Source organism: Streptomyces sp. NPDC107559 (genome assembly GCF_055657365.1).
Genome location: NZ_JBVKBD010000012.1, coordinates 221,740 through 242,319, shown reverse-complemented (window position 1 = coordinate 242,319; position 20,580 = coordinate 221,740). Strand labels below are relative to the sequence as shown.

Annotated in this window: 21 protein-coding genes and 2 pseudogenes; 15 read left to right on the top strand and 8 right to left on the bottom strand. The window is 71.5% G+C overall.

The genetic code is table 11. From position 1 onward, the window contains the following. Window positions 1-16: 16 nt before the first annotated feature. Window positions 17-760 (bottom strand): SDR family oxidoreductase, encoded by a 744-nt coding sequence (locus ACZ7OY_RS30990; protein ID WP_471914475.1) that lies wholly within the window; start codon window positions 758-760, stop codon window positions 17-19. A 103-nt stretch (window positions 761-863) separates the two neighbouring features. On the opposite strand from ACZ7OY_RS30990, the gene ACZ7OY_RS30985 reads away from it, so the two are divergent. Further along, window positions 864-1,712 carry a LysR family transcriptional regulator gene (locus ACZ7OY_RS30985; RefSeq protein WP_471914474.1) on the top strand — a complete coding sequence of 283 codons (849 nt, stop codon included), beginning with the start codon at window positions 864-866 and terminating at the stop codon, window positions 1,710-1,712. Window positions 1,713-1,856: 144 nt separating this feature from the next. Further along, window positions 1,857-2,267: a hypothetical protein gene (locus ACZ7OY_RS30980; RefSeq protein ID WP_471914473.1), complete on the top strand. Its 411-nt coding sequence runs from the start codon at window positions 1,857-1,859 to the stop codon at window positions 2,265-2,267. Between the two features lie 402 nt (window positions 2,268-2,669). Here the strand turns inward: ACZ7OY_RS30980 and ACZ7OY_RS30975 are convergent, their stop codons facing one another. Further along, entirely contained in the window at window positions 2,670-3,365 is a 696-nt protein-coding gene (locus ACZ7OY_RS30975; RefSeq protein WP_471914472.1) for a TetR/AcrR family transcriptional regulator, read from the bottom strand. Between the two features lie 102 nt (window positions 3,366-3,467). Here ACZ7OY_RS30975 and ACZ7OY_RS30970 point away from each other — a divergent pair, with 102 nt between their 5' ends. Next, on the top strand, window positions 3,468-4,844 hold the full coding sequence (locus ACZ7OY_RS30970) for a serine hydrolase domain-containing protein (RefSeq protein WP_471914471.1): 1,377 nt from the start codon (window positions 3,468-3,470) through the stop codon (window positions 4,842-4,844). A gap of 108 nt (window positions 4,845-4,952) precedes the next feature. Here ACZ7OY_RS30970 and ACZ7OY_RS30965 read toward each other — a convergent pair whose 3' ends face one another. Then, window positions 4,953-5,465 (bottom strand): allene oxide cyclase barrel-like domain-containing protein, encoded by a 513-nt coding sequence (locus ACZ7OY_RS30965; protein ID WP_471914470.1) that lies wholly within the window; start codon window positions 5,463-5,465, stop codon window positions 4,953-4,955. Between the two features lie 239 nt (window positions 5,466-5,704). Beyond that, window positions 5,705-6,373: a DUF4232 domain-containing protein gene (locus ACZ7OY_RS30960; protein ID WP_471914469.1), complete on the bottom strand. Its 669-nt coding sequence runs from the start codon at window positions 6,371-6,373 to the stop codon at window positions 5,705-5,707. Between the two features lie 130 nt (window positions 6,374-6,503). Between ACZ7OY_RS30960 and ACZ7OY_RS30955 the strand changes: the two genes are divergently transcribed. The 3 genes from ACZ7OY_RS30955 to ACZ7OY_RS30945 all read left to right on the top strand — a co-directional run bounded on the left by ACZ7OY_RS30955 (window position 6,504) and on the right by ACZ7OY_RS30945 (window position 11,002). Then, a complete protein-coding gene (locus ACZ7OY_RS30955) occupies window positions 6,504-8,345 on the top strand; it encodes an alkaline phosphatase D family protein (protein ID WP_471914468.1) in 1,842 nt (613 codons plus the stop codon). Between the two features lie 16 nt (window positions 8,346-8,361). Beyond that, complete coding sequence (locus ACZ7OY_RS30950; RefSeq protein ID WP_471914467.1) at window positions 8,362-10,017, top strand: FG-GAP repeat domain-containing protein; 1,656 nt, start codon at window positions 8,362-8,364, stop codon at window positions 10,015-10,017. A 244-nt stretch (window positions 10,018-10,261) separates the two neighbouring features. After that, a complete protein-coding gene (locus tag ACZ7OY_RS30945) occupies window positions 10,262-11,002 on the top strand; it encodes a dienelactone hydrolase family protein (protein WP_471914490.1) in 741 nt (246 codons plus the stop codon). 177 nt (window positions 11,003-11,179) lie between these two features. Here ACZ7OY_RS30945 and ACZ7OY_RS30940 read toward each other — a convergent pair whose 3' ends face one another. Continuing rightward, window positions 11,180-11,884 carry a GntR family transcriptional regulator gene (locus ACZ7OY_RS30940; protein WP_471914489.1) on the bottom strand — a complete coding sequence of 235 codons (705 nt, stop codon included), beginning with the start codon at window positions 11,882-11,884 and terminating at the stop codon, window positions 11,180-11,182. 161 nt (window positions 11,885-12,045) lie between these two features. On the opposite strand from ACZ7OY_RS30940, the gene ACZ7OY_RS30935 reads away from it, so the two are divergent. Then, the gene (locus ACZ7OY_RS30935) at window positions 12,046-12,585 is read left to right on the top strand and encodes a YbhB/YbcL family Raf kinase inhibitor-like protein (protein ID WP_471914466.1); all 540 of its coding nucleotides are present in this window, start codon (window positions 12,046-12,048) and stop codon (window positions 12,583-12,585) included. Between the two features lie 8 nt (window positions 12,586-12,593). Then, window positions 12,594-13,193 (top strand): annotated as a pseudogene (locus ACZ7OY_RS30930) (metal-dependent transcriptional regulator); the annotation flags it as partial. Window positions 13,194-13,340: 147 nt separating this feature from the next. Here ACZ7OY_RS30930 and ACZ7OY_RS30925 read toward each other — a convergent pair. Continuing rightward, on the bottom strand, window positions 13,341-14,315 hold the full coding sequence (locus ACZ7OY_RS30925) for a quinone oxidoreductase family protein (protein ID WP_471914465.1): 975 nt from the start codon (window positions 14,313-14,315) through the stop codon (window positions 13,341-13,343). A gap of 102 nt (window positions 14,316-14,417) precedes the next feature. Here ACZ7OY_RS30925 and ACZ7OY_RS30920 point away from each other — a divergent pair, with 102 nt between their 5' ends. From ACZ7OY_RS30920 to ACZ7OY_RS30910, 3 genes and pseudogenes are all read left to right on the top strand, one after another. After that, a complete protein-coding gene (locus ACZ7OY_RS30920) occupies window positions 14,418-14,762 on the top strand; it encodes an ArsR/SmtB family transcription factor (protein ID WP_471914464.1) in 345 nt (114 codons plus the stop codon). Between the two features lie 232 nt (window positions 14,763-14,994). Continuing rightward, window positions 14,995-15,375, top strand: a complete 381-nt coding sequence (locus ACZ7OY_RS30915) for a hypothetical protein (RefSeq protein WP_471914463.1) — start codon at window positions 14,995-14,997, stop codon at window positions 15,373-15,375. Next, window positions 15,375-15,861 (top strand): annotated as a pseudogene (locus ACZ7OY_RS30910) (serine/threonine-protein kinase); the annotation flags it as partial. The gene ACZ7OY_RS30915 and the pseudogene ACZ7OY_RS30910, both read left to right, overlap by 1 nt. A 134-nt stretch (window positions 15,862-15,995) precedes the next feature. Here ACZ7OY_RS30910 and ACZ7OY_RS30905 read toward each other — a convergent pair. Then, the gene (locus ACZ7OY_RS30905; RefSeq protein ID WP_471914462.1) at window positions 15,996-16,622 is read right to left on the bottom strand and encodes a hypothetical protein; all 627 of its coding nucleotides are present in this window, start codon (window positions 16,620-16,622) and stop codon (window positions 15,996-15,998) included. Window positions 16,623-17,025: 403 nt separating this feature from the next. Between ACZ7OY_RS30905 and ACZ7OY_RS30900 the strand changes: the two genes are divergently transcribed. Further along, window positions 17,026-17,574, top strand: a complete 549-nt coding sequence (locus tag ACZ7OY_RS30900) for a putative immunity protein (protein ID WP_471914461.1) — start codon at window positions 17,026-17,028, stop codon at window positions 17,572-17,574. Window positions 17,575-17,649: 75 nt separating this feature from the next. Here the strand turns inward: ACZ7OY_RS30900 and ACZ7OY_RS30895 are convergent, their stop codons facing one another. Then, window positions 17,650-18,633: a zinc-dependent alcohol dehydrogenase family protein gene (locus tag ACZ7OY_RS30895; RefSeq protein ID WP_471914460.1), complete on the bottom strand. Its 984-nt coding sequence runs from the start codon at window positions 18,631-18,633 to the stop codon at window positions 17,650-17,652. An 87-nt stretch (window positions 18,634-18,720) separates the two neighbouring features. On the opposite strand from ACZ7OY_RS30895, the gene ACZ7OY_RS30890 reads away from it, so the two are divergent. From ACZ7OY_RS30890 to ACZ7OY_RS30880, 3 genes are all read left to right on the top strand, one after another. Then, window positions 18,721-19,104 carry a winged helix-turn-helix transcriptional regulator gene (locus tag ACZ7OY_RS30890; RefSeq protein WP_471914459.1) on the top strand — a complete coding sequence of 128 codons (384 nt, stop codon included), beginning with the start codon at window positions 18,721-18,723 and terminating at the stop codon, window positions 19,102-19,104. Window positions 19,105-19,274: 170 nt separating this feature from the next. After that, window positions 19,275-19,766 (top strand): DUF1877 family protein, encoded by a 492-nt coding sequence (locus ACZ7OY_RS30885; RefSeq protein WP_471914458.1) that lies wholly within the window; start codon window positions 19,275-19,277, stop codon window positions 19,764-19,766. A gap of 56 nt (window positions 19,767-19,822) precedes the next feature. Next, a complete protein-coding gene (locus ACZ7OY_RS30880; protein ID WP_471914457.1) occupies window positions 19,823-20,467 on the top strand; it encodes an SMI1/KNR4 family protein in 645 nt (214 codons plus the stop codon). Window positions 20,468-20,580: the final 113 nt, after the last annotated feature.

The window sequence follows — 20,580 nt, the reverse complement described above, 5'->3', positions numbered from 1 at the left end:
CATCCCGGGAAGCGTGTCACCAGGGCACCTCTCCCTCGTCGTCGAAGAAGCGGCCCGTCGGCCCGTCGGCCGGTACGGTGGCCAGCCGGATCGCGGCGGCTGCGCCCTGCTGGGGGGTGCGCACCCCCCGGAAGCCGTTGAGGTCGGTCGCCGTGAAGCCGGGGCAGACGGCGTTGATCAGGATGTGGGTGTCGGCGAGTTCCTTGGCGTACTGCACGGTGACGGCGTTGAGGAACGTCTTCGACGGGGCGTAGGCGATGGAGATGGGGCCCGTCTCGCGGCCGGGCGTGGTCTGGAGGGTGAGGGAGCCGACGCTGCTGGACACGTTCACGATCCGCGGCGACGGCGAGCGGTGCAGCAGCGGGAGCAGGGCGTTGGTGACGCGGATGACGCCGATCACGTTGGTCTCCACGGCCGCCCGTACCCGGTCCACGTCGACCGTGGTGGGCTCCTGCGGTCCGCCGCCGGTGATCGCCGCATTGTTGACGAGCGCGTCGAGCCGCCCGACTCGCTCCTCCATCAGCCGAGCCGCCGCCGTCACGCCGGCGTCGTCGGTCACATCCAGCGGCACGCCGAACGCGTCGGCTCCGGCCGCGCGCAGCTTGTCCACGGCGGCCTCGCGCCGCTCCTCGTCCCGTGCGCCGATTCCGACGGACCAGCCGAGGGCGCCGAGCCCGGCGGCGATCTCGTACCCGATGCCCTTGTTGGCCCCGGTCACCAGCGCGACCTTGTGGTGGTTCACGGTGTTCGTCTCACTCATGACATCGATACTTCTCCCCGCCGGGCAGGGCGTCCAAGACCGACTGGGTGGTCGGCGATACCGCACGGGTATCGCTCCTGGCCGTCCCGGTTAGGCTGGTCGAGTGGAGACACGTGAGCTGCGGTACTTCGTCGCGGTCGCCGAAGAGCTGCACTTCGGCCGGGCCGCACAGCGGCTCGGGATCGCCCAGCCCCCGCTGTCGCGGGCGATCGGCGGGCTCGAACGGCGCCTGGGCACTCTCCTGCTGGAGCGCGGCAGCCGGGGTCTCACCCTGACCGGGGCAGGGGCGGTGCTGCTGCGGGAGGCGCGGGCGGCGCTGGACGCCGTCGAGGCCGCCGAACGGCGCACCCGCCGGGCCGCCCTCGCGGCGACCGGCCGCCCCGCCGTGGTCCTGGCCGCGAAGGCGGGCGCCTCGGGTGAACTGCTGGCGAAACTCCTCGACGCCTACACCGCCGAGCCCGGCGCCGTCGCCGTGGACGTCGTGCTGTGCGGGCCGGGCGAGCAGACACGGTTGCTGCACGACGGCCGGGCCGACGTAGCCCTGCTGCACCGGCCGTTCGACGACACGGCCGGCTTCGACACCGAGGACCTGCACTGCGAGGGTCAGGTCGCGATCCTCCCGGCGGGCCACCCGCTCGGCGCCCGCCCCCATGTGCGGCTCGCCGAGGTCACCGACCTTCCCGACCTGCCCCTGCCCCGCTGGCCCCACCCCGACGGCACCTTCCCGGACGGCCCCGGACCGCAGGTGCGCGATCACACCCAACTCACCCAGCTCATCGCCCTCGGCCGCGCCTGCGCCATCGTGCCGGAGTCGGGCCGCACCGGCCTGCGCGAGGACCTCACCGCCGTACCGGTCCCCGACGCCCCCCACGTCACCACGGTCATCGCCTGGCCCCCGCACAGCCGTTCGACGGCGGTCGCGGGGCTGGTCCGCGCCGCCACCGCCCTGTGACCGACGGCGGTGAACGCCGGGACACCGTGCTGAAGGGTGCTCCGGGCGGCGCGCTGTGCTTCACGCCGCGATGACGACGCCGTCGGCTCCCGACGTCCAATTATTGCCAGGGAAGCGTGGATCGGAGCACGTAACCTCGACTCCATGCCCCGCCGTTCGAGAACGCACCGTCGGCTGGTTGTCGACGCGCAGACGTACCTGTGGACGCTGCGTCACAGTCACAGCATGGTGGACGGCAGCCGGTCCTGCTGCCAGACCCTGACGCTGTACCCGCAGCCGGCCGGCACCGGCGGCCCGCTGCGCATCGTCTTCGCCGCGGGCCCCGACCGCTACGTCCCGGGCGGGGCTTACGTGGGCTCCGGCGACGTGGGATACATCCGGGGTGCCGACCTCAACCTTCACGAACCCGGCGCCGTACGAGCTCTGCTCGACGTGGCGCTGGCCCGCGGGTGGCAGCCGCAGGAGCGGCAGGCGGTCGAGATCGACGGCTGGTCCCTGCTGGAGGCGGCAGCCGCCGTGCGGGCCGGGACCACCGGCTCCGATCAATCCCCCTGAACCTTGCGGGTCCAGGGAATCCGACCTCCTCCCCCGCCGACAGGACTCGGCATCGGTCCCTGGATGTCCAGCGCGCGAAGTCCGGCACCACACCGCGCGGTTCGCGCTTTCGCAACGCTCCGTCAGCCCGGCTGTCCGTGGGAGCCCGCCTCGAGGCTCGCGGCCCGGGAGGCCGGGCTGCCGCAGCCGGGCGCCGTGGCCGTCCTCTCCCCCTGGGCCGACCTCACCCTCGCCGGCGGAAGCATCCGTTCCAAGGAGGACGCCGGGCGAACCGGCGTCGACGCGCTCACCCCGGTCCGCTGACGCCCAAGGCGTCCACGTGATGCCGGCGACGCCTTGCGCTCGGCGACCCGATGACGGCGGGTCACTTTCGCGCCCGCGCCGTCGGCAGTGGGGCGCGGGTCACTTTCGCGAGCCGGCGCCGTCGGCAGCGAGGCGGGCCTCGAAGCCGTCGAGGAGGGACTGGAGGCCGAACTCGAAGGTGCTGTCCGGCGCTGCGGTGTACTCCATGGCAGCCGCGGTGTCGAGGCGTTCACGCAGACGCGGGAATTGCCTGGCGGTCTCGCCGGCGCTCGCCATGGCGTCGGCCATCAACTGCTCGGCGTCCGCGCCGTTCACGCTCAGCCGACGGTTCAGCGAGACCTGCGCGGCAGGGCCGAGCGCGCTGCCGAGCACGAAGGTGAACACCGTGGCGGCCGCCCGGTCCGCGTCGTCGGAGGCGAAGCCCGCCTTTTCGTAGATGGCCAGGCTGAGGTCGTTGTTCCCGGCCTGGCCGGGGCCGTACAGGAGGTGACTGCCGAACGCCTGGACCAGCCAGGGGTGTCGGGTGAGCATCGCGTGCATGCTGCCGGCGTGAGCGGTGGCGGCCGTGCGCCAGTCGGTGGTGGCGAGGTCGGGCAGCTCGACCTCGTGCCAGATCGCGTCGCCGGCGAGACGGACCAGGTCGTCCTTGGTCTTGATGTGCCAGTAGACGGCCGTGGCGGCCGAGCCGAGCCGTTTCGCCAGGCTCCGCATGTTGAGGCCGTCCAGCCCCTCACTGTCGAGCAGCTCGATGGCCGCACGGACGATCCGGTCTGCGGTCAGGGTGTCTCGCGGCATGGCCACCACCTTACTTGAACTTAGTTCACACACTCTTGCACTTTGTTCAAGTCGCCCCTAGGCTACGTCTCGTACTTAGTTCAAGTCACCGAGGGGGAAGCGATGTTGCAGGACAAGCTGTGCGAGTTCATCGAGACGCGGGCCACGGAGCTCGGTGTTCCCGGTGTCGCCGTCGGGGTGCTCCTGGACGGCAAGGAGATCTACGCCTCGCACGGGGTGACGAGCGTCAGCAACCCCGTGCCGGTCGACGAGAAGACGCTTTTCCATCTGGCGTCGGTGTCCAAGACCTTCACGGCGACCGCGCTGATGCGTCTGGTCGCCGAGGGAAAGGTGGACCTGGACGCGACGGTGCGGCACTACGTGCCCGAGCTGAAGCTCGCCGACGAGCAGGCCGCGGCACGGATCACCGTCCTGAACCTGCTCAACCACACCGCGGGCCTGGACTGGAACCTCATCGACGACGGCGAGGGAGACCGCTCCCTGGCCGGGCTCGTGGCGAAGCTGCCCCAGCTTCCCCTGATCGCACCGCCCGGGGCCCGCGCCTCGTACAGCCAGGCCGGATACAACCTGGCCGGCCGGATCGTCGAGCGGGTCACGGGCCTGCCCTTCGAGCAGGCCATGGCCTCGCTCGTGCTGGAGCCGGTGGGCCTGTCGGACACCGTGTACGGCCTGACGGAGGTGATGGTCCGCAAGTTCGCCGTGGGCTACAACCGCGGCGACGACGGCGAACTGCGCCCCGCCCGGCCCTGGGGAGCGTTCAGGGAGGGCGCGCGCGGCGACAACCCCGGTGGCGGCCTCGCCTCCTCGGTGAGCGACCTGCTGCGCTGGGCACGGTTCCAACTCGGCGACGGCGAAGGCGTGCTGCCGGCCGCGGAGCTGCATCGTATGCGGGAGCAGACGGTCGGGCTGCGCGCGAGCACGCTCGGCGACGGCTTCGGCATCTGCTGGTTCCTGCACGACCTGGACGGCCTGCACGGCATCGGTCACGGCGGGTCCGGCAACGGTCAGTTCGCCGAGCTGCTCATCGTGCCCGAGCGCGACTTCGCGGTGGTCTCCCTGGCCAACGTCGGCCCGGACGGCTATCCGTTCAACCAGTCCGTCGTGCGGTGGGCGCTCGAGAACTACCTCGGCGTCGTCGAGAAGACGGCGCGGCCGGTCCCGTACGACGAGGGACGAGCCCGACAGGTCGCCGGCCGTTACGAGATCGACGCCATGAACCTCGACATCGCCTCCGACGGCACCCGCATGACCCTGGCGGTCGGCATCAAGCCGGAGATCCGCGAGGCGTCGGACGAGGAGATGCCCCCGGACTACCCGGCCGCGGGCATCGGCTTCCTTCCCGGCGACGGCGACGAGTACATCGTCACCGAAGGCGGCCTCGAAGGGCAGCGCGGCTACTTCTCCCGCGACGCCGACGGTGCGATCACAGGCGTCGACCTCGCCGGCCGGCTCTTCAACCGAGTCGCGAAGACATCCTGATCCGACGCCGGCAGGGGCGGGTCCGAGCGGCCGCCCCTGCCGGCCGATCGAGCCAGAAGGCTGGGCCGTGCACGACCCAGCCTTCTCAGCGGGCGGAGGCAGAACCGATCAGCGGTCGAGGTCGATCGTGAAGCGCCTCATGCCCATGCCGATCGTGTCGGCGTGGATCTGGCCACGAGCCCGGTCGAACACCCCGGTGCCGCCGGTGATCGCGTTGTCGAACGAGGGCGGAGGGCCCGGGATGAGATTGCCGAAGACCATCCCCTGCACGGTGAGCTGGCCGCCGGGGAGGTTGTAGTTCACGTTGCACACCTCCGCTCCGCCGTTGTCGACCCGGGTGGTGGTGCAGGTGCCGGCGGTGTTGCCGACCGGGTTGCCGTTCAGGTCGAAGAGGTCCGAGCGGAAGACGGTCCGGTCGCCCTGGGCGGGGCGGCCGCCAGGCTTCGAGTTCACGGGGAAGCGCGTCTGCTCCGCGAGACGGCCGATGAGTGTGATGACCCGGTCCTTGCCCATGGCGGGGGCGAGATCGGTGTCCGTCGCGGCGGCCGCGACAGGGGCGCAGGCGAGCAGGGTGGCCAGCGCAGTGGCCGTGCCGAGACAGGCTGCCCTGATGGGGCGCATCGTGTGGCTCCTGGGATTGTGTTCGTGGACGGTCAGGTGCGGCATATTCATAACCTCCGCGCTGTAGCCATCCGGAACGTCCTGGCGCGACCCGCTGGCAGATCCGACCGGTCGGACCAACCGCACGCGACGGCAACGGCCATCGCCTCAGCGGTGACCCGCCGGCCGCCCTCCACGGTCGCAGGCGTCTCCGCCCTCCTCGGCGAAGGCTTCTCGGCATCGCAGCGCAAAGCGCCGCATCACCACGCGGGCGAGAACGCCTGCACCCTCACACCCGTGTCGCATATGCGCACCGCCTGCTTCTTCCCGTTCGTGGTCGTGAAAGCAGGGGTGAGGGCCCGGGATTCGCCGGGCGGGACGACGTCGAGGCCGGTGACCGGCTCGCACTCGTCGAGGCCGGTGAAGCCGAGCGCGGCAGAAGCGGAATCGCCGGGAGCAAGGGTGAACTTCGCGGCCTCGGTGGCCGACCCGGCCCAGTCCACCGGCAGCTCGGTCCGGCCGGTCCCGGTCCTGAAGAGGAGGGAGGGGAAGCCGCGTACCGTGCAGGAGCCGGGCCCGTCGTTGGTGATCACGACCGAGGCCTGGCCCTGACCGGTACTGCGTGCCACGGCCGTCAGGTTCTCCGTACGGCAGTGGTCGGCTGCGGGAGTGGGGAGCAAGTCGGTTCCGAACAGCACCCCGGCGGGCGGGGAGGACGCCCCGCCACTGCCCCTGCTCTCCTCAGGGACCCCGCTGCCGTCGGCCCTCGGCGAGCCGCCGCGCTCCGCCCCGCCCTCGGCCACGGCGCCCGACGAGTCCGAACCCGCACCGGAGCCGCCTCCCGCCCCCTGCCCGGCGCCGGACGACGAGCACCCTGCCACGCCGGCGAGGAGCAGGACCGCGACTGCGGAGATCAATGGTCGGTGCATGGCTCCTGCTGGTGGTTCGAACGGGTGCACAGCCCCCGGTGCTGCGTATATGAGGGTATTGCATAGAATCCGTGGCGATCATGTCCACCGGCGCTGCACAGGGCACCGCCCCAGGGGAAAAGGCACGCCGGTGCACCCGAGTGACAACAACACGGACGCCAACGGGATACGCCGCAGGCGGTTCCTGGGCGCGGGAGCCGTCACGCTGGGCACCGCGGGTGCGGCAGGCGCCGGACAGCTGCTGGCGGGCAACGCCTCGGCGTCCGTGGGCGGGGCGACCGCCACGGCCGGTGCCGGTACGGCGGTGAGCGGCACGGTCTTCAAGCTCGGCGTCGCCTCCGGCGATCCGCTGCCCACCGCGATCGTGCTCTGGACCAGGATCGTGCCGGCCCAGCAGGGCAGCTCCGGCGTTCTGGCTCCCACCGTAGCGGTGAGCTGGGAACTCGCCTCGGACAGCGGCTTCACCACGGTCGTCAAGAGCGGAATGGCGACGGCGACCAGCAGCCTCGGCTACAGCGTCCACGTGGACGTCACGGGCCTGAGGCCGGCCACCGACTACTGGTACCGGTTCAAGGCGCTGGGCCGCACCTCCGTCACCGGCCGGACCCGCACCGCACCCGCCGCCGGCGACACCCCGAAGAACCTGCGGATCGCGCTGGCCTCCTGCCAGAACTGGCAGCACGGCTACTTCACCGCCTACCGGGACATGCTCGAACAGCAGCCGGACCTGGTGCTGTTCGTCGGCGACTACATCTACGAGAGCTCGGCCTACTCCTATCGCGTACGCCGGCACGAAGGCGTGGGCCAGCCCGTCACGCTCGCCCAGTACCGCGCCCGCCACGAGCAGTACAACTCCGACCCGGACCTTCAGGCGATGCGCGCCGCGGCACCCTTCGTCGTCGTCTTCGACGACCACGAGGTGGAGCAGGACTGGGCCGGTGACATGGCGAACGACCCCGTCGCCTGGCCCCCCGCGAAGTTCCGGGCCCGCCGGGCGGCCGCCTTCCAGGCCTTCTACGAGCACATGCCGATCCGGGCCGCGCAGAAGCCCAGTGGCCCGAACGTCCTGATCTACCGCTCGCTCGACTTCGGTCCCCTGGCCCGGCTGCACGTCCTGGACACCCGGCAGTACCGCGACGACCAGGCGACCACCTCCGCCGGGGCCCTGAAGGCCGGCCGGGTCATCATGGGCGACACTCAGCGCAGCTGGCTGGTGAACAGCATGCGCAACTCCGGCGCGCGATGGAACCTGGTCGCCTCCCAGGTGATGATGGCCGAGACCGACTTCCTCGCGGGCGTGGGCAAGGAGTGGTCGTACGACGCCTGGGACGGTTACCAGAAGGAACGCGCCACCCTGCTCGCCGAGTTCCAGGGCATCCGCAACCCCGTGGTGCTCTCCGGCGACCGGCACCGCACCATCGTCAGCGATCTCAAGCTGGACTACGCCGACCCGCGGTCGGCCGTGGTCGGCGCGGAGTTCGTCGGGACCTCCATCTCCAGCAGCGGGGACGAGGACCTGGTGGCCTTCGCCGCGGAGTGGGCGCCCAAGCTGGCGGACAATCCGCACTGGAAGATCATCGATGCCCGGCGCGGCTATCTGCTCCTCGACATCACCGAGGACCGTATCGACGCACGACTGCGGGCGATCTCCACCGTGCTGACCAGGAACGGCACGACCACCACAGCGGCGACCTTCCGGGTGGACGACGGTGTGCCGGGCGTGTACCGGGTCGATGTCCCGACCGAGCCCTCGGCGAGTACCAGCACGAGTGCGAGTGCGGAGGAGTCCGCCGGAACGGAGGAGTCGGCCACCCCGGCCGACACCGCCTCCCCGGCGGACACGGCCACCCCGGCGCAGCCGGCCGAGCCGACGGAGTCGGCCACGGACCCGGCCGCGGCGACCGCGCCCGCATCGCCCTCCCCCACGCAGTCCCCGGGCGACGCCGCCACCGACGTCTCCGTCACCCCCTGACCTTCCGGGAGAGAACGTGTTCACCACCCGCCCCCGGCGGCACGACCGGAGCCCCGGACGCCGGCGCTCCCCCGGCATGAAGGCATCGGTAGTGGCCGCCACGGCGGCGGTGCTCGCGACGGGCGTCTTCGTGCTGCTGCCCACCCACGCGGACGCCGCCGCCCGGGTGCGCGGTGACTTCGACGGGGACGGCACGTCCGACCTGCTCTACCGCAATGTCGCGGGGCAGCTGTACCTCGACACGGGCTCGGCCGAGACCATGGTCCTCGACTCGGACATCGCCAAGGTCAAGGACGTCCTGACCCCGGGCGACCTCAACTCGGACGGTGTCCAGGACGTGCTGACCCTCAGCGCGAGCGGCGTGCTGTACTTCCACTCCGGCATCTACGCACGCAGCCCCGGCGGCCTCGGCTCGTACAGTACGGTCGCGTCCGGCTGGCAGGTCTACAACAAGATCACCGCCCCCGGGGACCTCAACGGCGACGGCAGGGCGGACCTGCTGGCCCGTACTCCGGCCGGCTCGCTCTACTACTTGCCCGGCAAGGGCACCGGCGCCTTCGGCAGCCGTGTGCTGGTCGGCACCGGCTGGCAGCAGTACGACGAGCTGATCGGCGCCGGCGACCTGACCGGCGACGGCGTCGGCGACCTGCTGGCCCGCACCCCGGCAGGCGTCCTCTACCGCTACCCCGGCAAGAAGGGGGGCACCTTCGGCACCCGGGTCAAGGACCCGAGGACCGACTGGGCGTCGTACAACCAGATCATCGGCGGCGGCGACTGGGACGGCAACGGCAAGACCGACCTGCTGGCCAGGGACTTCTCCGGCGCCCTGTGGTTCTACCCGGGCGACGGCAAGGGCACCTTCGGCACCCGGTCCGCCCGCAGCAAGGGCTGGGGCAAGGTCACGCAGTTCGCGGGGGCCGGCAACAACCCGCACTACGGCAAGTTCGGGACCATGGCCCGTACGACGGCCGGAAGCCTCTACAGCTACGAGGTCACCGGCACCGGCACGCTGACCGGCAAGCTCCTGGTCGGCGAGGCGTGGCCGTCCGCCACCACCCGTGTCGCGTACGCCTCCTCGCTCCGGCAGAACGGCCTCGCCGACCTGGTCGTCCAGTCCGTCAGCAGCGGCCGCCTGACCAACCCGGCGTTCTACGCCCTCTCCGACCCCCAGCTCGCCACCGGCTCCACGTCCTACAACCGCGTTCTCGGCCCCGGTGACCTCACCGGCGACGGCAAGGGCGACCTGCTCGCCGTGAGCACCTCCGGCACGCTCTACCTCTACGCGGGCGACAACTCCGGCACCTCCGTCGCCTCCCGCGTCACGGTCGGCACCGGCTGGCAGCGCTACAACGCCGTCGTCGGCGCGGGCGACTTCACCGGCGACGGCCGACCCGACCTGATGGCCCGGGACACCTCCGGCGTCCTGTGGCGCTACGCGGGCACCGGCAGCGCATCCGCCCCCTTCTCGGCCCGGGTGAAGGTGGGCGCCGGCTGGCAGCAGTACAAGAAGGTGTTCTCACCCGGCGACGCCGACGGCGACGGCAAGGCCGACCTCATGGCCACGAACTCCTCCGGCGCCCTGTACTTCTACGCCGGCACCGGCACCGGAGGGTTCAAGGCCCGCGTCACCAAGGCCACCAGCGGCTGGAGCACCTGGGCCGACCTGCTGTGAGCTCTGCCCTGGCGGGCTCTCTGCCTTGTGTTCCGGCCTCGTGGCAGCCCCCACGAGGCCGGCACAGGAACCCGTTTGGCGGATCATGGCGGCCTCTGCTAATTTCGCGGAGGCCGTGCGACAGAACAAGGAGGTGGTACCCGTGAACACAGTATCGACATGGGTGCTCTCCTTTGGGGTCACGGTCGGGCGATAGGTCGTCGTCCGGGAGCGCCGTTGCAGTGCACTCCCGAAAGGCATGACCATGCAGTTCACCTCCGAACAGCGTCTCGACGACGGCGTCCTCGAGCGCCGGTTCACCCTTGGCGAGATCCCGGGCATCCTGTGGGCCCCTGAATCCGCCTCCGCCTCCGCACCGGTCCCGCTGATCCTGCTCGGCCACCCCCCGCTCGGCCTGCCGAGGATGTATCCCCGGCTGGCGGCCCGGGCCCAACGCGCCGCGGCAGACGGCTTCGCCGCGGCCACCATCGAGCTCCCCGGCAGCGGCGAGCGGCCCCGTTGGGCCGCCGTCGACCAGGCCCGCGCCGACCTGCGCCAGGCGATGGAAACCGGCACGCCGGTCAGCGACGAGATCATCGGCGCCCTCGTCCTCCCCCTCGTCGACAAGGCGGTCCCGGAGTGGCAGGCGGCCCTGGACGCCCTCCTGTCCCTGCCGGGGATCGGCGGCCCGGTCGGGTACTCGGGGGGTGTGATCTCCATCGGCGTCCGCCTTGCTGCGGTCGAGCCGCGCGTCGTGGCCGCCGGCCTGTTCGCCGGGAGTCTCGTGCCTCGCGCCATCTTCGAGGAGGCCCGCCAGGTCACCGTTCCGCTGCACGTCCTGCTGCAGTGGGACGACGAAGGCAACGACCGGCAGGCGGCCCTGGACCTGTTCGACGCCTTCGGCTCCAAGGAGAAGACGCTGCACGCCAACATGGGCGGACACACCGGCGTCCCGCAGTTCGCAGGGGAGGACGCGGCCGGGTTCTTCGCGCGGCACCTGAAGTAGGGCCGGGCTGCCGGACCACCGGCTGACGGCAGGCCGCGCCGGCCGGGACGCTGCCCGTCGAGGGCAACGTCCCGGCCCTCCACTGCCGTTGATGCTGCGGGCCCCTGCCGACTGGCGAAACCGGGGTGGGGGCCGGCGGCTCGGGCGACGGCGCCCCCGGCGGGGCGTCGCGGTATATCAGGTCTCCTTCGCGGATTCGGGGTGAGGGCATCCGGTCAGCCCGGCCGCGGTCAGGGTGAGGTGCTGGGCCAGTACCTCGGCCGCGGTGTCGGCGTCGCGGGCGAGCGCGGCCTCCTCCAGCCGGCGGTGCTCGCCGACGTGGTCGCGGCCGGGATGGCGCCGTGCCGCCCAGCGGCGGGCCAGCTCGCTCGCGGTCCACGTCCGGTCGAAGGTCTCCAGCAGAACGGGGTTGCCGCAGCCCTCCAGCAGGGTGCGGTGGAAGACCCGGTGGGCCTCGGACCACGCGCTGCTGTAGTACTCGCCCTCGCCCGGCGCATAGGCCGGAGTACGGGCCAGGCGGTGATGGGCGGCTCGTACCCGGGCCTCCCAGTCGACGTCGCCGCGCTCGATGGACATGCGCAGCACGACCGGTTCGATGGTCCGGCGGGCTTCGGCGATGTCCTGCCAGCGGCGGTCGGAGACGGCCGGGACGGCGAAGCCGCGGTTGTGCAGCCGGTCGGCGAGGCCCTCGCCGACCAGCCGCACGAGGGCCTCGCGCACGACGGCCAGGCTCACGCCCTGCTGTCGGGCGAGGTCCTGCGGTTTGAGGGCGTCACCGGGGGCGTGGTGCCCGCCCATGATCGCGTCCCGCAGATGTGCGTAGACCTGCTCGGAGAGCATCTGCTTCGCGGGCGGGGTTGGGGTGTGGGCCGTCTGAGTCACAGTCATCAGCATAGACGATCCCGTGAATAATCGATTATTGATGCTATGGTCGATCGTGTCGTCGGCGAAAGGGCGACGCCGGTGCCTGTCCGGGTACCTGTGCGCGCCCTCTCGCCGGCCCCGTCACGCCATCCACTGCACGGCCCGAGAGGAACAACGCGATGAGTGCCAACGACCCCTTCGCCCGCCTCCCCGAGGCGGCCTCCTTCACCGTCACCAGCACCACCGTCACCGACGGCGGCGCCTGGCCGCCCGAGCAGTTCTCCGGCATCTTCGGCGTCCCCGGCGGCAAGGACGTCTCCCCGCAGCTGTCCTGGAGCGGCGCCCCCGAAGGCACCCGGAGCTACGCCGTCACCGTCTACGACCCCGACGCCCCCACGGGGTCCGGGTTCTGGCACTGGGCGGTCGCCGACATCGCCGCCACCGTCACCCAGCTGCCCGAGGGCGCCGGCGACGACACCGGCTCGGGCCTGCCCGAGGGCGCCTTCCAACTGCCCAACGACGCCCGCGCCGCCCGCTTCGTCGGCGCCGCCCCGCCGGCCGGACACGGTCCGCACCGCTACTTCGTCGTGGTGCACGCCCTCGACGTCGCATCCATCGGCGTCGCGGCCGACGCCACCCCGGCCGTCCTCGGCTTCACCATGGCCGGTCACATCCTCGGCCGCGCGGTGCTGACCGCCACCGCCGAGACCCCTGCCTGACCCACCGCATGACCCCACTCACCAGCACCACCGAGCGGTATCTGCGCACCATCCTGGAACTCGAGGGCGAAGGCCGGGTCCCGATGCGCGCCCGCATCGCCGAGCGCCTGAACCACAGCAGCCCCACCGTCAGCGAGACCGTCGCCCGTATGGAACGCGCCGGCCTGCTGCACGTCGCCGCCGACCGGCACCTGGAGCTGACACAGGCGGGCCGGCAGGCCGCCAACCGCGTGCTGCGCAAGCACCGTCTTGCGGAGTGCCTGCTCGCCGACGTGATCGGGCTGGCGCGGGAACAGGTCCACGCCGAAGCCTGCCGCTGGGAGCACGTGATGAGCGAGGCCGTCGAACGCCGCATTCTCCAGCTGCTGCGTCATCCGACGCACTCCCCCTACGGCAGCCCGATCCCGGGTCTGGAGGAACTCGGCCGTACGGACACCGCGAACCCGTTCCCCGACGAGAACACCGCCGGCCTCGACCACCCGAAGCCCGGGCCCGACAGCGCCGGCGCGGTCGTACGGCGCACCGCGAGGCGGGTGCAGACCGAACCCCGGCGCGTGCACGCCCTGCGCCGCACCGGGGCGCAGTCCGGCACAGTCGTGACCGTGTCGCCGTAGCCGTGCAGGCCCGAGGACGGCCCCCGACCACGATCGAGGTCGGGGGCCGTCCTCGTGACGGCGACCCGCGACGGTCTCCGCGACCGGGACGAGTGCGCCGCCCGGCGAACCGTCCGTCACCGAACCTCGAGGGTGCCCGTCTCAGGCAACGCGCAGCAGGAGCTTGCCGGTGGAGGTACGGCCGCCCATCAGGCGGTGGGCCTCCGCCGCGTCCGGCAGCGCGAACTCCGCGGTGACGGGCAGGGACACGGTCCCCTCGGTGACGGTGCGCAGCGCGCGGCCGGTCAGCTCGCGCAACGCCTCCGGTGCCGCGCCGGCGAGGGCCAGCACGGAGAAACCGCTGACGGACAGGCCGCGGGTGGCGAGGTCGGCCTGTCCGGCCTGCCACGGCTCGGCGCCGCTCGCGTTGCCGAAGGAGACGAGGCGCCCGAAGGCGGCCAGCGCGTCCAGTCCACGGCGCAGCGTGTCTCCGCCGACCGGGTCGAGCACCAGATCGACTCCCCTGCCGCCGGTGGCGCGGCGCACGTCCTGGTCGAAGTCGTCGGCCAGGAACACGTCGTCGTATCCGTGCGCGCGGGCGTGCTCGGCCTTGGCCTTGCTGGAGGTCACCCCGTACACGGCACCGGCGCCCGCCGCACGCGCCAACTGCCCGACCGCCGTGCCGATACCGCCGGCGGCGCCCTGTACGAGGATGCTCTCCCCGGCGCGCAGTCGCCCGACCTCGTGCACCAGGGCGTGGGCGGTCGGCAGCACCGTCGGTACGGTCGCCGCGGTGCGCAGGTCCATGCCGGCGGGCAGGGCGAACACGGCCGCCGCCTCGGCGACGACCACGTCGGCATATCCGCCGCCCTGCAAGAGCGCGGCGACCTCCTGCCCCACCAGCAGCGCGGTCACGCCCTCGCCGACGGCCCGGATGCGCCCGGACACCTCCAGGCCGGGACGGTGGGGCAGCGAGGCGACCCGGTACCCCTCGGCCCGCCCCTTGAGGTCGGCGAAGTTGACGCCCGCCCACGCGACGTCGACGGTCACCTGCCCGGGGCCGGGCTCGGGGACCTCGGCCTCGACGACCCGCAGCACCTCGGGACCGCCGTACTCCTGGAACTCGACCGCACGCATCCGCGGAACCACCCCTCCGAGAGTGTTCGATGAGAAGCAAACACTCGCACTGTATGATGCTCATCGAACACTCTGCAACGGGCAACGCCAGGAGGGCTAGCGATGACGGACAGGACTCCGGGCAGGAGCCACCGCCCGGCACCCGTTCTCACCCACCCCGACGACGTCACCCTGCTGACCGCGCTCACCGCGCTCGCCGACCCGGTCCGCATCCAGCTGGTGCGCACCCTGGCCGACCATCCCGACTGGTCCCTGAGCTGCAGCAACTTCGACGTGCCCGTCGGCCGCGCGGCCAAGAGCCACCACTTCTCGGTGCTGCGCGCCGCCGGCCTGGTCGAACAGCGCGACGACGGGCCCAGGCGACTCAACCGGCTGCGGCGGGAGGAGTTCGACGCCCGGTTCCCCGGCCTGCTCGACCTGACACTCCGCGACGACGAAGTCTCCTGAACGCCCGCCGGGCAGCACCCCCGAGTCGCACCGGGTCCGGCAGGTCCAAGGGCGCGGGTTCGGCGGGATCGGCCACGGCGGTGACCGAGCCGGGCGTCACCTCCGCCCTCGTCTGTTCGTGCACGCGCCCGCCGCCGCGACCGCGTCCGGCTCCCCCTCGGGCGCCGGGTCCGCGGACTCCGCCAGGAGTGACGCGCCGTCACCGACCCCGTCCCGGGCAAACCCGGCCAGGGTGCCCAGGACCCGGGCCGAGGCGCTGGCCGCGGCCGTGGCATGGCAACCGCAGGGCTGGGGCGCGGACTTCCGGGCGCAGCGGCCGGCGGTGAGCACTCCCGGCACCCTGGCCGTGCTGGACACGCAGTGCCGGTGGGAGCGGCACGAGCTGCCCGGGGGCGTCCTCGCCTCCCTGTCCCGCTACAGCGAGATCCCCGCCGCCGGTGGCAAGGGCGAGCAGACCTACGGCTGGTACGTCACCCGGCTCGGCACGGTGACCCTGTCGGTGTCGGTGAAGGGCGCAAAGGGCTACTCGGACAACGAGTTGATCACGTACGCGTCGAACGCCAACGCCACGATGCTCACCCGCCTGGAGTCCGAGCTCGGAGGTGCCAGCTGATGGAGCCGCTGCGTTCGTCGGATCCCGCGCGGATCGCGGACCGTCGTCTGCTCGGGCGGCTCGGCGCCGGAGGCATGGGCGTGGTGTACCTGGCCCGCTCGCCGGGCGGCGCGCTGGTGGCGCTGAAGGTGCTGCTCGCCGAGTACGCGGAGGAGCCGGGCTTCAAGGCGCGGTTCCGGCGCGAGGTCGAGGTCGCCCGGCGGGTCGGCAGCCCCTGGGTGGTGCCGCTGGTGGACGCCGACCCGGACGCCCAGGCTCCGTGGCTGGCGACGGCATTCGTGCCCGGACCGTCGCCGGCCGAGGCGGTGACCGCGTACGGGCCGCTGTCCGAGCGCGGTCTGCGGCTGCTCGGCGCCAGGCTGGCCGAGGCACTGGGCGAGGTGCACCGGGCCGGGCTGGTCCACCGGGACCTGAAGCCGGGCAATGTGCTGCTCGCCCATGACGGGCCACGGCTGATCGACTTCGGCATCGCCCGCGCGCCGGAGGACCGTACGCCGCGCACGCCAAGCGTCCCGCTCGCGGCGTGCGAACGGGACGTGGCTGTCGCTCGTGGTCCTTACCGGGACCCCGGCCCGATTCCGGTGGGCCGAGGGTCCGCGGTTGTGCTCAGCAGCCGTCGGCTAGTAGTCGCCGTGGCCGCCACGGTCTCCGTAGTGGTCCCTGACCACCCGGAAGCTGGCCACGACGCCGTGCTTGATGTCGACGGCACGGGTGCGGCCCGGGTGCACGCCGTCGCTGGAGCTCCAGGGGCCGACGGTGGCGACGGGAGCGCCGTTGTCGCAGACCGCACCCCGGAAGACCTCGACGGTCCGACGGGATTCGTTGCGGACGTTCAGGCTCCATGCGCCCAGGCCGCTGACCACGGTGATGCAGTCACCGGGGTAAGCGGAGTACGACCGCTCGTTGATGAAGATGCGGCCCCCCTCTCCCCGGTACCCGTTGCCGCCGTGGCCGCCTCCGTCGCCGCCCCGGCCGCCTCCACCGCCCCGGCCGCCGTCGTCGCCCTCGTCACGTCCGCCGTTGTCGCCGTTCTGCCCGCCACGGCCGTCGGGCAGGTCGGCGACGGCCGGAGCCGCCTGAGGAGCCGGTGCCGCCTTGGCGGCCGGGGCCGCCTGGACCGGGGCCACCTGGGAAGCCGCAGCGGACTCGGCCGGGGCGGACGCGGCCGAGGCGTAGGTGATGCCGGTCGCGGCCAGAGCCGCGGCGGCCGTAACAGTGGCGGCGACCGCCTTGGAACGAAGCTTCATCTCACTGTCTCCTGTTTCAGGGATGCCGACCCGTCAGTCGGCTTGCGACTGAACTTACCCATAGCCGTCATATTGGTCATATTGAAAGATCGGCAGGAGGGGGCCGATCGGGGCATTTGCGGCTTTTTCCGAAGCCGACACGCGGTCAGATCACCGTCGCAAGCAGCACTTTGATCTACGATTAGTCCCTTCGGTGGATCTTTGAGCGCTCACGGCCACTCGATACCGGCGTGTCGCTACGGATGCGGCGAGGCGAGTCGTGATAGGCGAAGACTCACGGCACCGAAAACCGCTGGTCCTCGAAAGACGCCCGCAGCCGCCGGCCGAAACGGCCCGACCACGCCCAGCAGCCCGCAGTTCCCCTGCCGCCTTGCCGTCCAGCGCCATGCTCGAGGATGGACTCATGGCAGAGGACGAGAGCGAGATTGCGCTGAGCAAGCAAGACCTTCGTGAGGTCACCGCGTTCGCTGCGGCGTGCGCGGAAGCGGTGCTCGACGTGTTCGAGGCCGATCAGCCCGACGACTCGCGGCCCCGAGACGCCGTCAGTGCCGCGTGGGAGTTCGCTCGGGGGGGTGAACGAGGGAAAGCCTTGCGCGACACAGCGTGGGCGGCCCTCAAGGCGGCCAAGAGTGCGGAAACTGCGGCTGCGCGTGAGGCGGCTCGGGCAGCGATGTCCGCCGCAGGCGCCGCCTACTTGCACCCGCTGGCCAAAGCCACCCAGGTCAAGCACATCCTCGGAGCCGCCGCTCACGCGGCACGAGCAGCCGAACTCGTCCCCGGGCGGGATCCGGGCACGGGGGCCGACCATGTCGAGCGAGCAGTGCACCGTGCATCACCGGCCGTCGTGGACGTACTCGAACGCTTCCCCGCGGCACCGGCCGGCGGTGCACGGGTCGGCGAGCTGATCCGCATGCTGGACGCCGCCCTGCGCTCGCCCACCCGCACTGAATGACTTCCAACGCCCGGATGGCACGGCCCCGTTGACCATACATGCCAAGGGCGTCGACAACGCTCGTACTCGATGCAACTAGACCGTGACGACGATCTTCCTTCCGGCGTGGACCCCCTTCTCGAGATGACGGTGTGCCTCGACGATGTCGTCGAGGGTGAACACCCTGTCGAGGGCGGGCCGCAGTGCACCGAGGCGCACACCGGCGTTCAGGAAGGCCGCCATGCGCCTGACCACGACCGCGTCGAGGGTGTGCTCGAAACTTCGGTAGCTGAAGATCGTGAGCGGCGTACCGTTCGGGAACGGTGTGGGCCGAGGGTCCAGGAAACCCGCGGCGACCAGGGTTCCGCCAGGTCGGGCCGCCTGCAGAAGACTCTGCTGACCGGGGCCCATGACAAGATCGAGGACGATGTCGGCGCCGGTCCCGCCGGTGTGGTGGCGGACGGCGTCGACGATGTCCATGTGGTCGGTGGCGATGACCGCGGCGGCACCGGCGGCCAGCAGTTCGTCCTTCCTCGCGGTGTGCCGAGTGAGAGCGATGGGAACGGCGCCGATCTGGCGGGCGATCTGTATCGCCGCCCGGCCGACACCGCCGGACGCGGCCGTGATGAGGACGTGGTCGCCGGGCCGCATCCTCGCCTTCTCGACGAGTGCGCCGTACGCGGTGGAGTAGGCGACCCAGATCGCAGCCGCCTCCGTGATCGCGAGCGCGGCCGGGCGGGCGACGACCTGGCTCGCGGGGACCGTGGTGTATTCGGCGTAGCTGCCCCTTGCGTTCGCGTCGGGAATGGCCGCCAGGATGACCGGATCGCCGATGTCCAGCCCGGTGACCTCGGGGCCCAGCGCGTCGACGACGCCGGTTCCTTCGACGCCGAGGCGAGCGTGCGGCAGGGGGACGTTCGCCGGCGAGGTACCGGAACGCATCATCTGGTCGAGCGGGTTGACGGCGAACGCTTCGATCCTGACCCGTACCTCGCCGGCGGCGGGCTCGACCACCGGCTCCTGGACGACGTGCAGGACATCCGGTCCGCCGAACTCGTCGAACACGACAACTCGTGGCATGGTGACTCCTTCGCATCTGGTGCTGATTTCGTTGCTCGCGAAGGACGTTACGGAGCCGTGCGTTACCTCCTGGTACCTTCGATTGTCATGCAGAACGTGGCTGGACCCGCCTTCCTCGCCGACTGCCCCACGCGCCTGGCGGTCGAGATCATCGCCGACAAATGGGCCGTGCTCGTGCTCTTCGGGCTCAGCCAACAGCCGCGCAGGCACGGTGAGCTCGTCGAAGTCATCGGCGGTATCTCGCGCAAGGTCCTCACCCAAACGCTGCGTCGGCTGCAGCAGTACGGTCTGGTCGCACGCCACGCCGAAGCGCCGCGGCGGGTCGAGTACAGCCTCACCGACCTCGGCCGGACCCTCGTCGAGCCCATCGAGGTCCTGACGAACTGGGCGAGGGACTATGGCGGGGCCATCCTCGACTATCAGGAGGCGGCGCGGGCTGCTGCCTCCGCTCGGCCCCGCGCCACGGATTGATGCCGGCGATTCAGGCCAGGACGCCGGCGTGTGGCGTGACTTGAGCATGGAACTCGCTCGACCTGGGGCCGAACAGCAGACGGGACGACAGCGGGACGCGCACGCATCCACTGGGCGGTCGTGTGGTTGGATCACGCCGAACGAAATCGTCGCGGCGGTGGGAGGACACAATGGCGGCTCGCGCGGTGCTTTTCGCCCTGGGCGCCCAGGATGCCGAACGCTTCCTGGCCTGCCGGGGCGATGACGAGGTCCTCGAACTGGTCGAAGAGGTCGAGGAGCGCTGGGACCTGGACCATCTCTGCGAGCTCGACAAGTCCTGGGACGCACTGCACCGCTGCTTCACGGACGGCGAGCTCGCCTTCGAGAACGGCGAGTACCCCTTGTCGCACGTCATCCTCGGTGGAGTGCCCCTGCACGAGGGCGACGACTACATCGTCTGTTACGTCGCCCCGGAGCAGGTCCGCGAGGTCGCGGCGGCCCTCGGAGCCGTGGATGACCAGTGGCTGAACAACCGCTTCGCCACACTGACGTTCAACGACTACCAGGGCACCGGCAACGCCGAGGACATCGCGTACACCCAGGCGTTCCTGCCGGGACTGAAGGACTTCTACCGCACCGCGGCGCAGAACGGCAGCGCGGTGATCTTCACCGTCGACCAGTAGGCGGCCGGGGCGGGCCATCAATACCTTCTCAGGTGTGAAGCTCATAAGGTTGCCATATGAGCGACGCCCTTGGTGTCACCCTCGCCCGCCTCGATGCGTGGCTGAAGGCCAATGCGCCCGCGGATTACGCCGCCTTGAACCCACCCGCCGCCCGGGACGACATCGACTCCATCACCGAATACCGGTTCACCCTGCACCCCGACCTGGCGACCTGGCTGGGGCACCACGACGGGGCGACAGCTGTGAAGGGTCATGACGGTCCCGGCGTCATCCTCCCCGCGGGGTTCATCCTGCACAGCGCCGGGGCAATGCGCGACGGCCAGCGAACACAGGAGGAGGCGATCGCCGAGTGGGTCGACGAGAACGAGTCGGAGGCTCCCGGCCTGCGGGACATCTATGAAGGGGTGTACGGATACCTGTTCCACGCCCGGTGGGTTCCCATCGCCACGGACAACACCGGAGGCAAGCTCATCGTCGACCACCGTGCGGGAGACCGGTACGGGAACGTGCTGCACGGTCTCCACGGCGGGGACACGGAGGGCCCGGTGAAGGTGTGGGACAGCCTGTCGCACATGTTCCGGGACCTCGCCGACGCCTTTGCCGGAGGGACGGGGATCCGCTTCCCCGGCTACGCCAATGCGGTGACACCGCGCCTCTGCGATGACGGCGACGGCGACGGCACGTTCGTACGGTGGTCGTAGGACAAAGCGGGGTCCGGAGCATGCCGCTCCGGACCGCCGCTTGCCTGAACGGTTCAGGGATCACGGGGTGACCACGCACAGGTGCTCACGGCGGGCTTGCATCAGCGCCGCAC

Coding starts and splice junctions, on each gene's coding strand:
- ACZ7OY_RS30935 (WP_471914466.1), top strand. CDS start 12,046: ATGAGTGCCAACGACCCCTTCGCCCGCCTCCCCGAGGCGGCCTCCTTC.
- ACZ7OY_RS30880 (WP_471914457.1), top strand. CDS start 19,823: ATGAGCGACGCCCTTGGTGTCACCCTCGCCCGCCTCGATGCGTGGCTG.
- ACZ7OY_RS30885 (WP_471914458.1), top strand. CDS start 19,275: ATGGCGGCTCGCGCGGTGCTTTTCGCCCTGGGCGCCCAGGATGCCGAA.
- ACZ7OY_RS30975 (WP_471914472.1), bottom strand. CDS start 3,365: ATGCCGCGAGACACCCTGACCGCAGACCGGATCGTCCGTGCGGCCATC.
- ACZ7OY_RS30945 (WP_471914490.1), top strand. CDS start 10,262: ATGCAGTTCACCTCCGAACAGCGTCTCGACGACGGCGTCCTCGAGCGC.
- ACZ7OY_RS30920 (WP_471914464.1), top strand. CDS start 14,418: ATGACGGACAGGACTCCGGGCAGGAGCCACCGCCCGGCACCCGTTCTC.
- ACZ7OY_RS30925 (WP_471914465.1), bottom strand. CDS start 14,315: ATGCGTGCGGTCGAGTTCCAGGAGTACGGCGGTCCCGAGGTGCTGCGG.
- ACZ7OY_RS30960 (WP_471914469.1), bottom strand. CDS start 6,373: ATGCACCGACCATTGATCTCCGCAGTCGCGGTCCTGCTCCTCGCCGGC.
- ACZ7OY_RS30990 (WP_471914475.1), bottom strand. CDS start 760: ATGAGTGAGACGAACACCGTGAACCACCACAAGGTCGCGCTGGTGACC.
- ACZ7OY_RS30890 (WP_471914459.1), top strand. CDS start 18,721: ATGCAGAACGTGGCTGGACCCGCCTTCCTCGCCGACTGCCCCACGCGC.
- ACZ7OY_RS30895 (WP_471914460.1), bottom strand. CDS start 18,633: ATGCCACGAGTTGTCGTGTTCGACGAGTTCGGCGGACCGGATGTCCTG.
- ACZ7OY_RS30965 (WP_471914470.1), bottom strand. CDS start 5,465: ATGCGCCCCATCAGGGCAGCCTGTCTCGGCACGGCCACTGCGCTGGCC.
- ACZ7OY_RS30905 (WP_471914462.1), bottom strand. CDS start 16,622: ATGAAGCTTCGTTCCAAGGCGGTCGCCGCCACTGTTACGGCCGCCGCG.
- ACZ7OY_RS30980 (WP_471914473.1), top strand. CDS start 1,857: ATGCCCCGCCGTTCGAGAACGCACCGTCGGCTGGTTGTCGACGCGCAG.
- ACZ7OY_RS30900 (WP_471914461.1), top strand. CDS start 17,026: ATGGCAGAGGACGAGAGCGAGATTGCGCTGAGCAAGCAAGACCTTCGT.
- ACZ7OY_RS30970 (WP_471914471.1), top strand. CDS start 3,468: ATGTTGCAGGACAAGCTGTGCGAGTTCATCGAGACGCGGGCCACGGAG.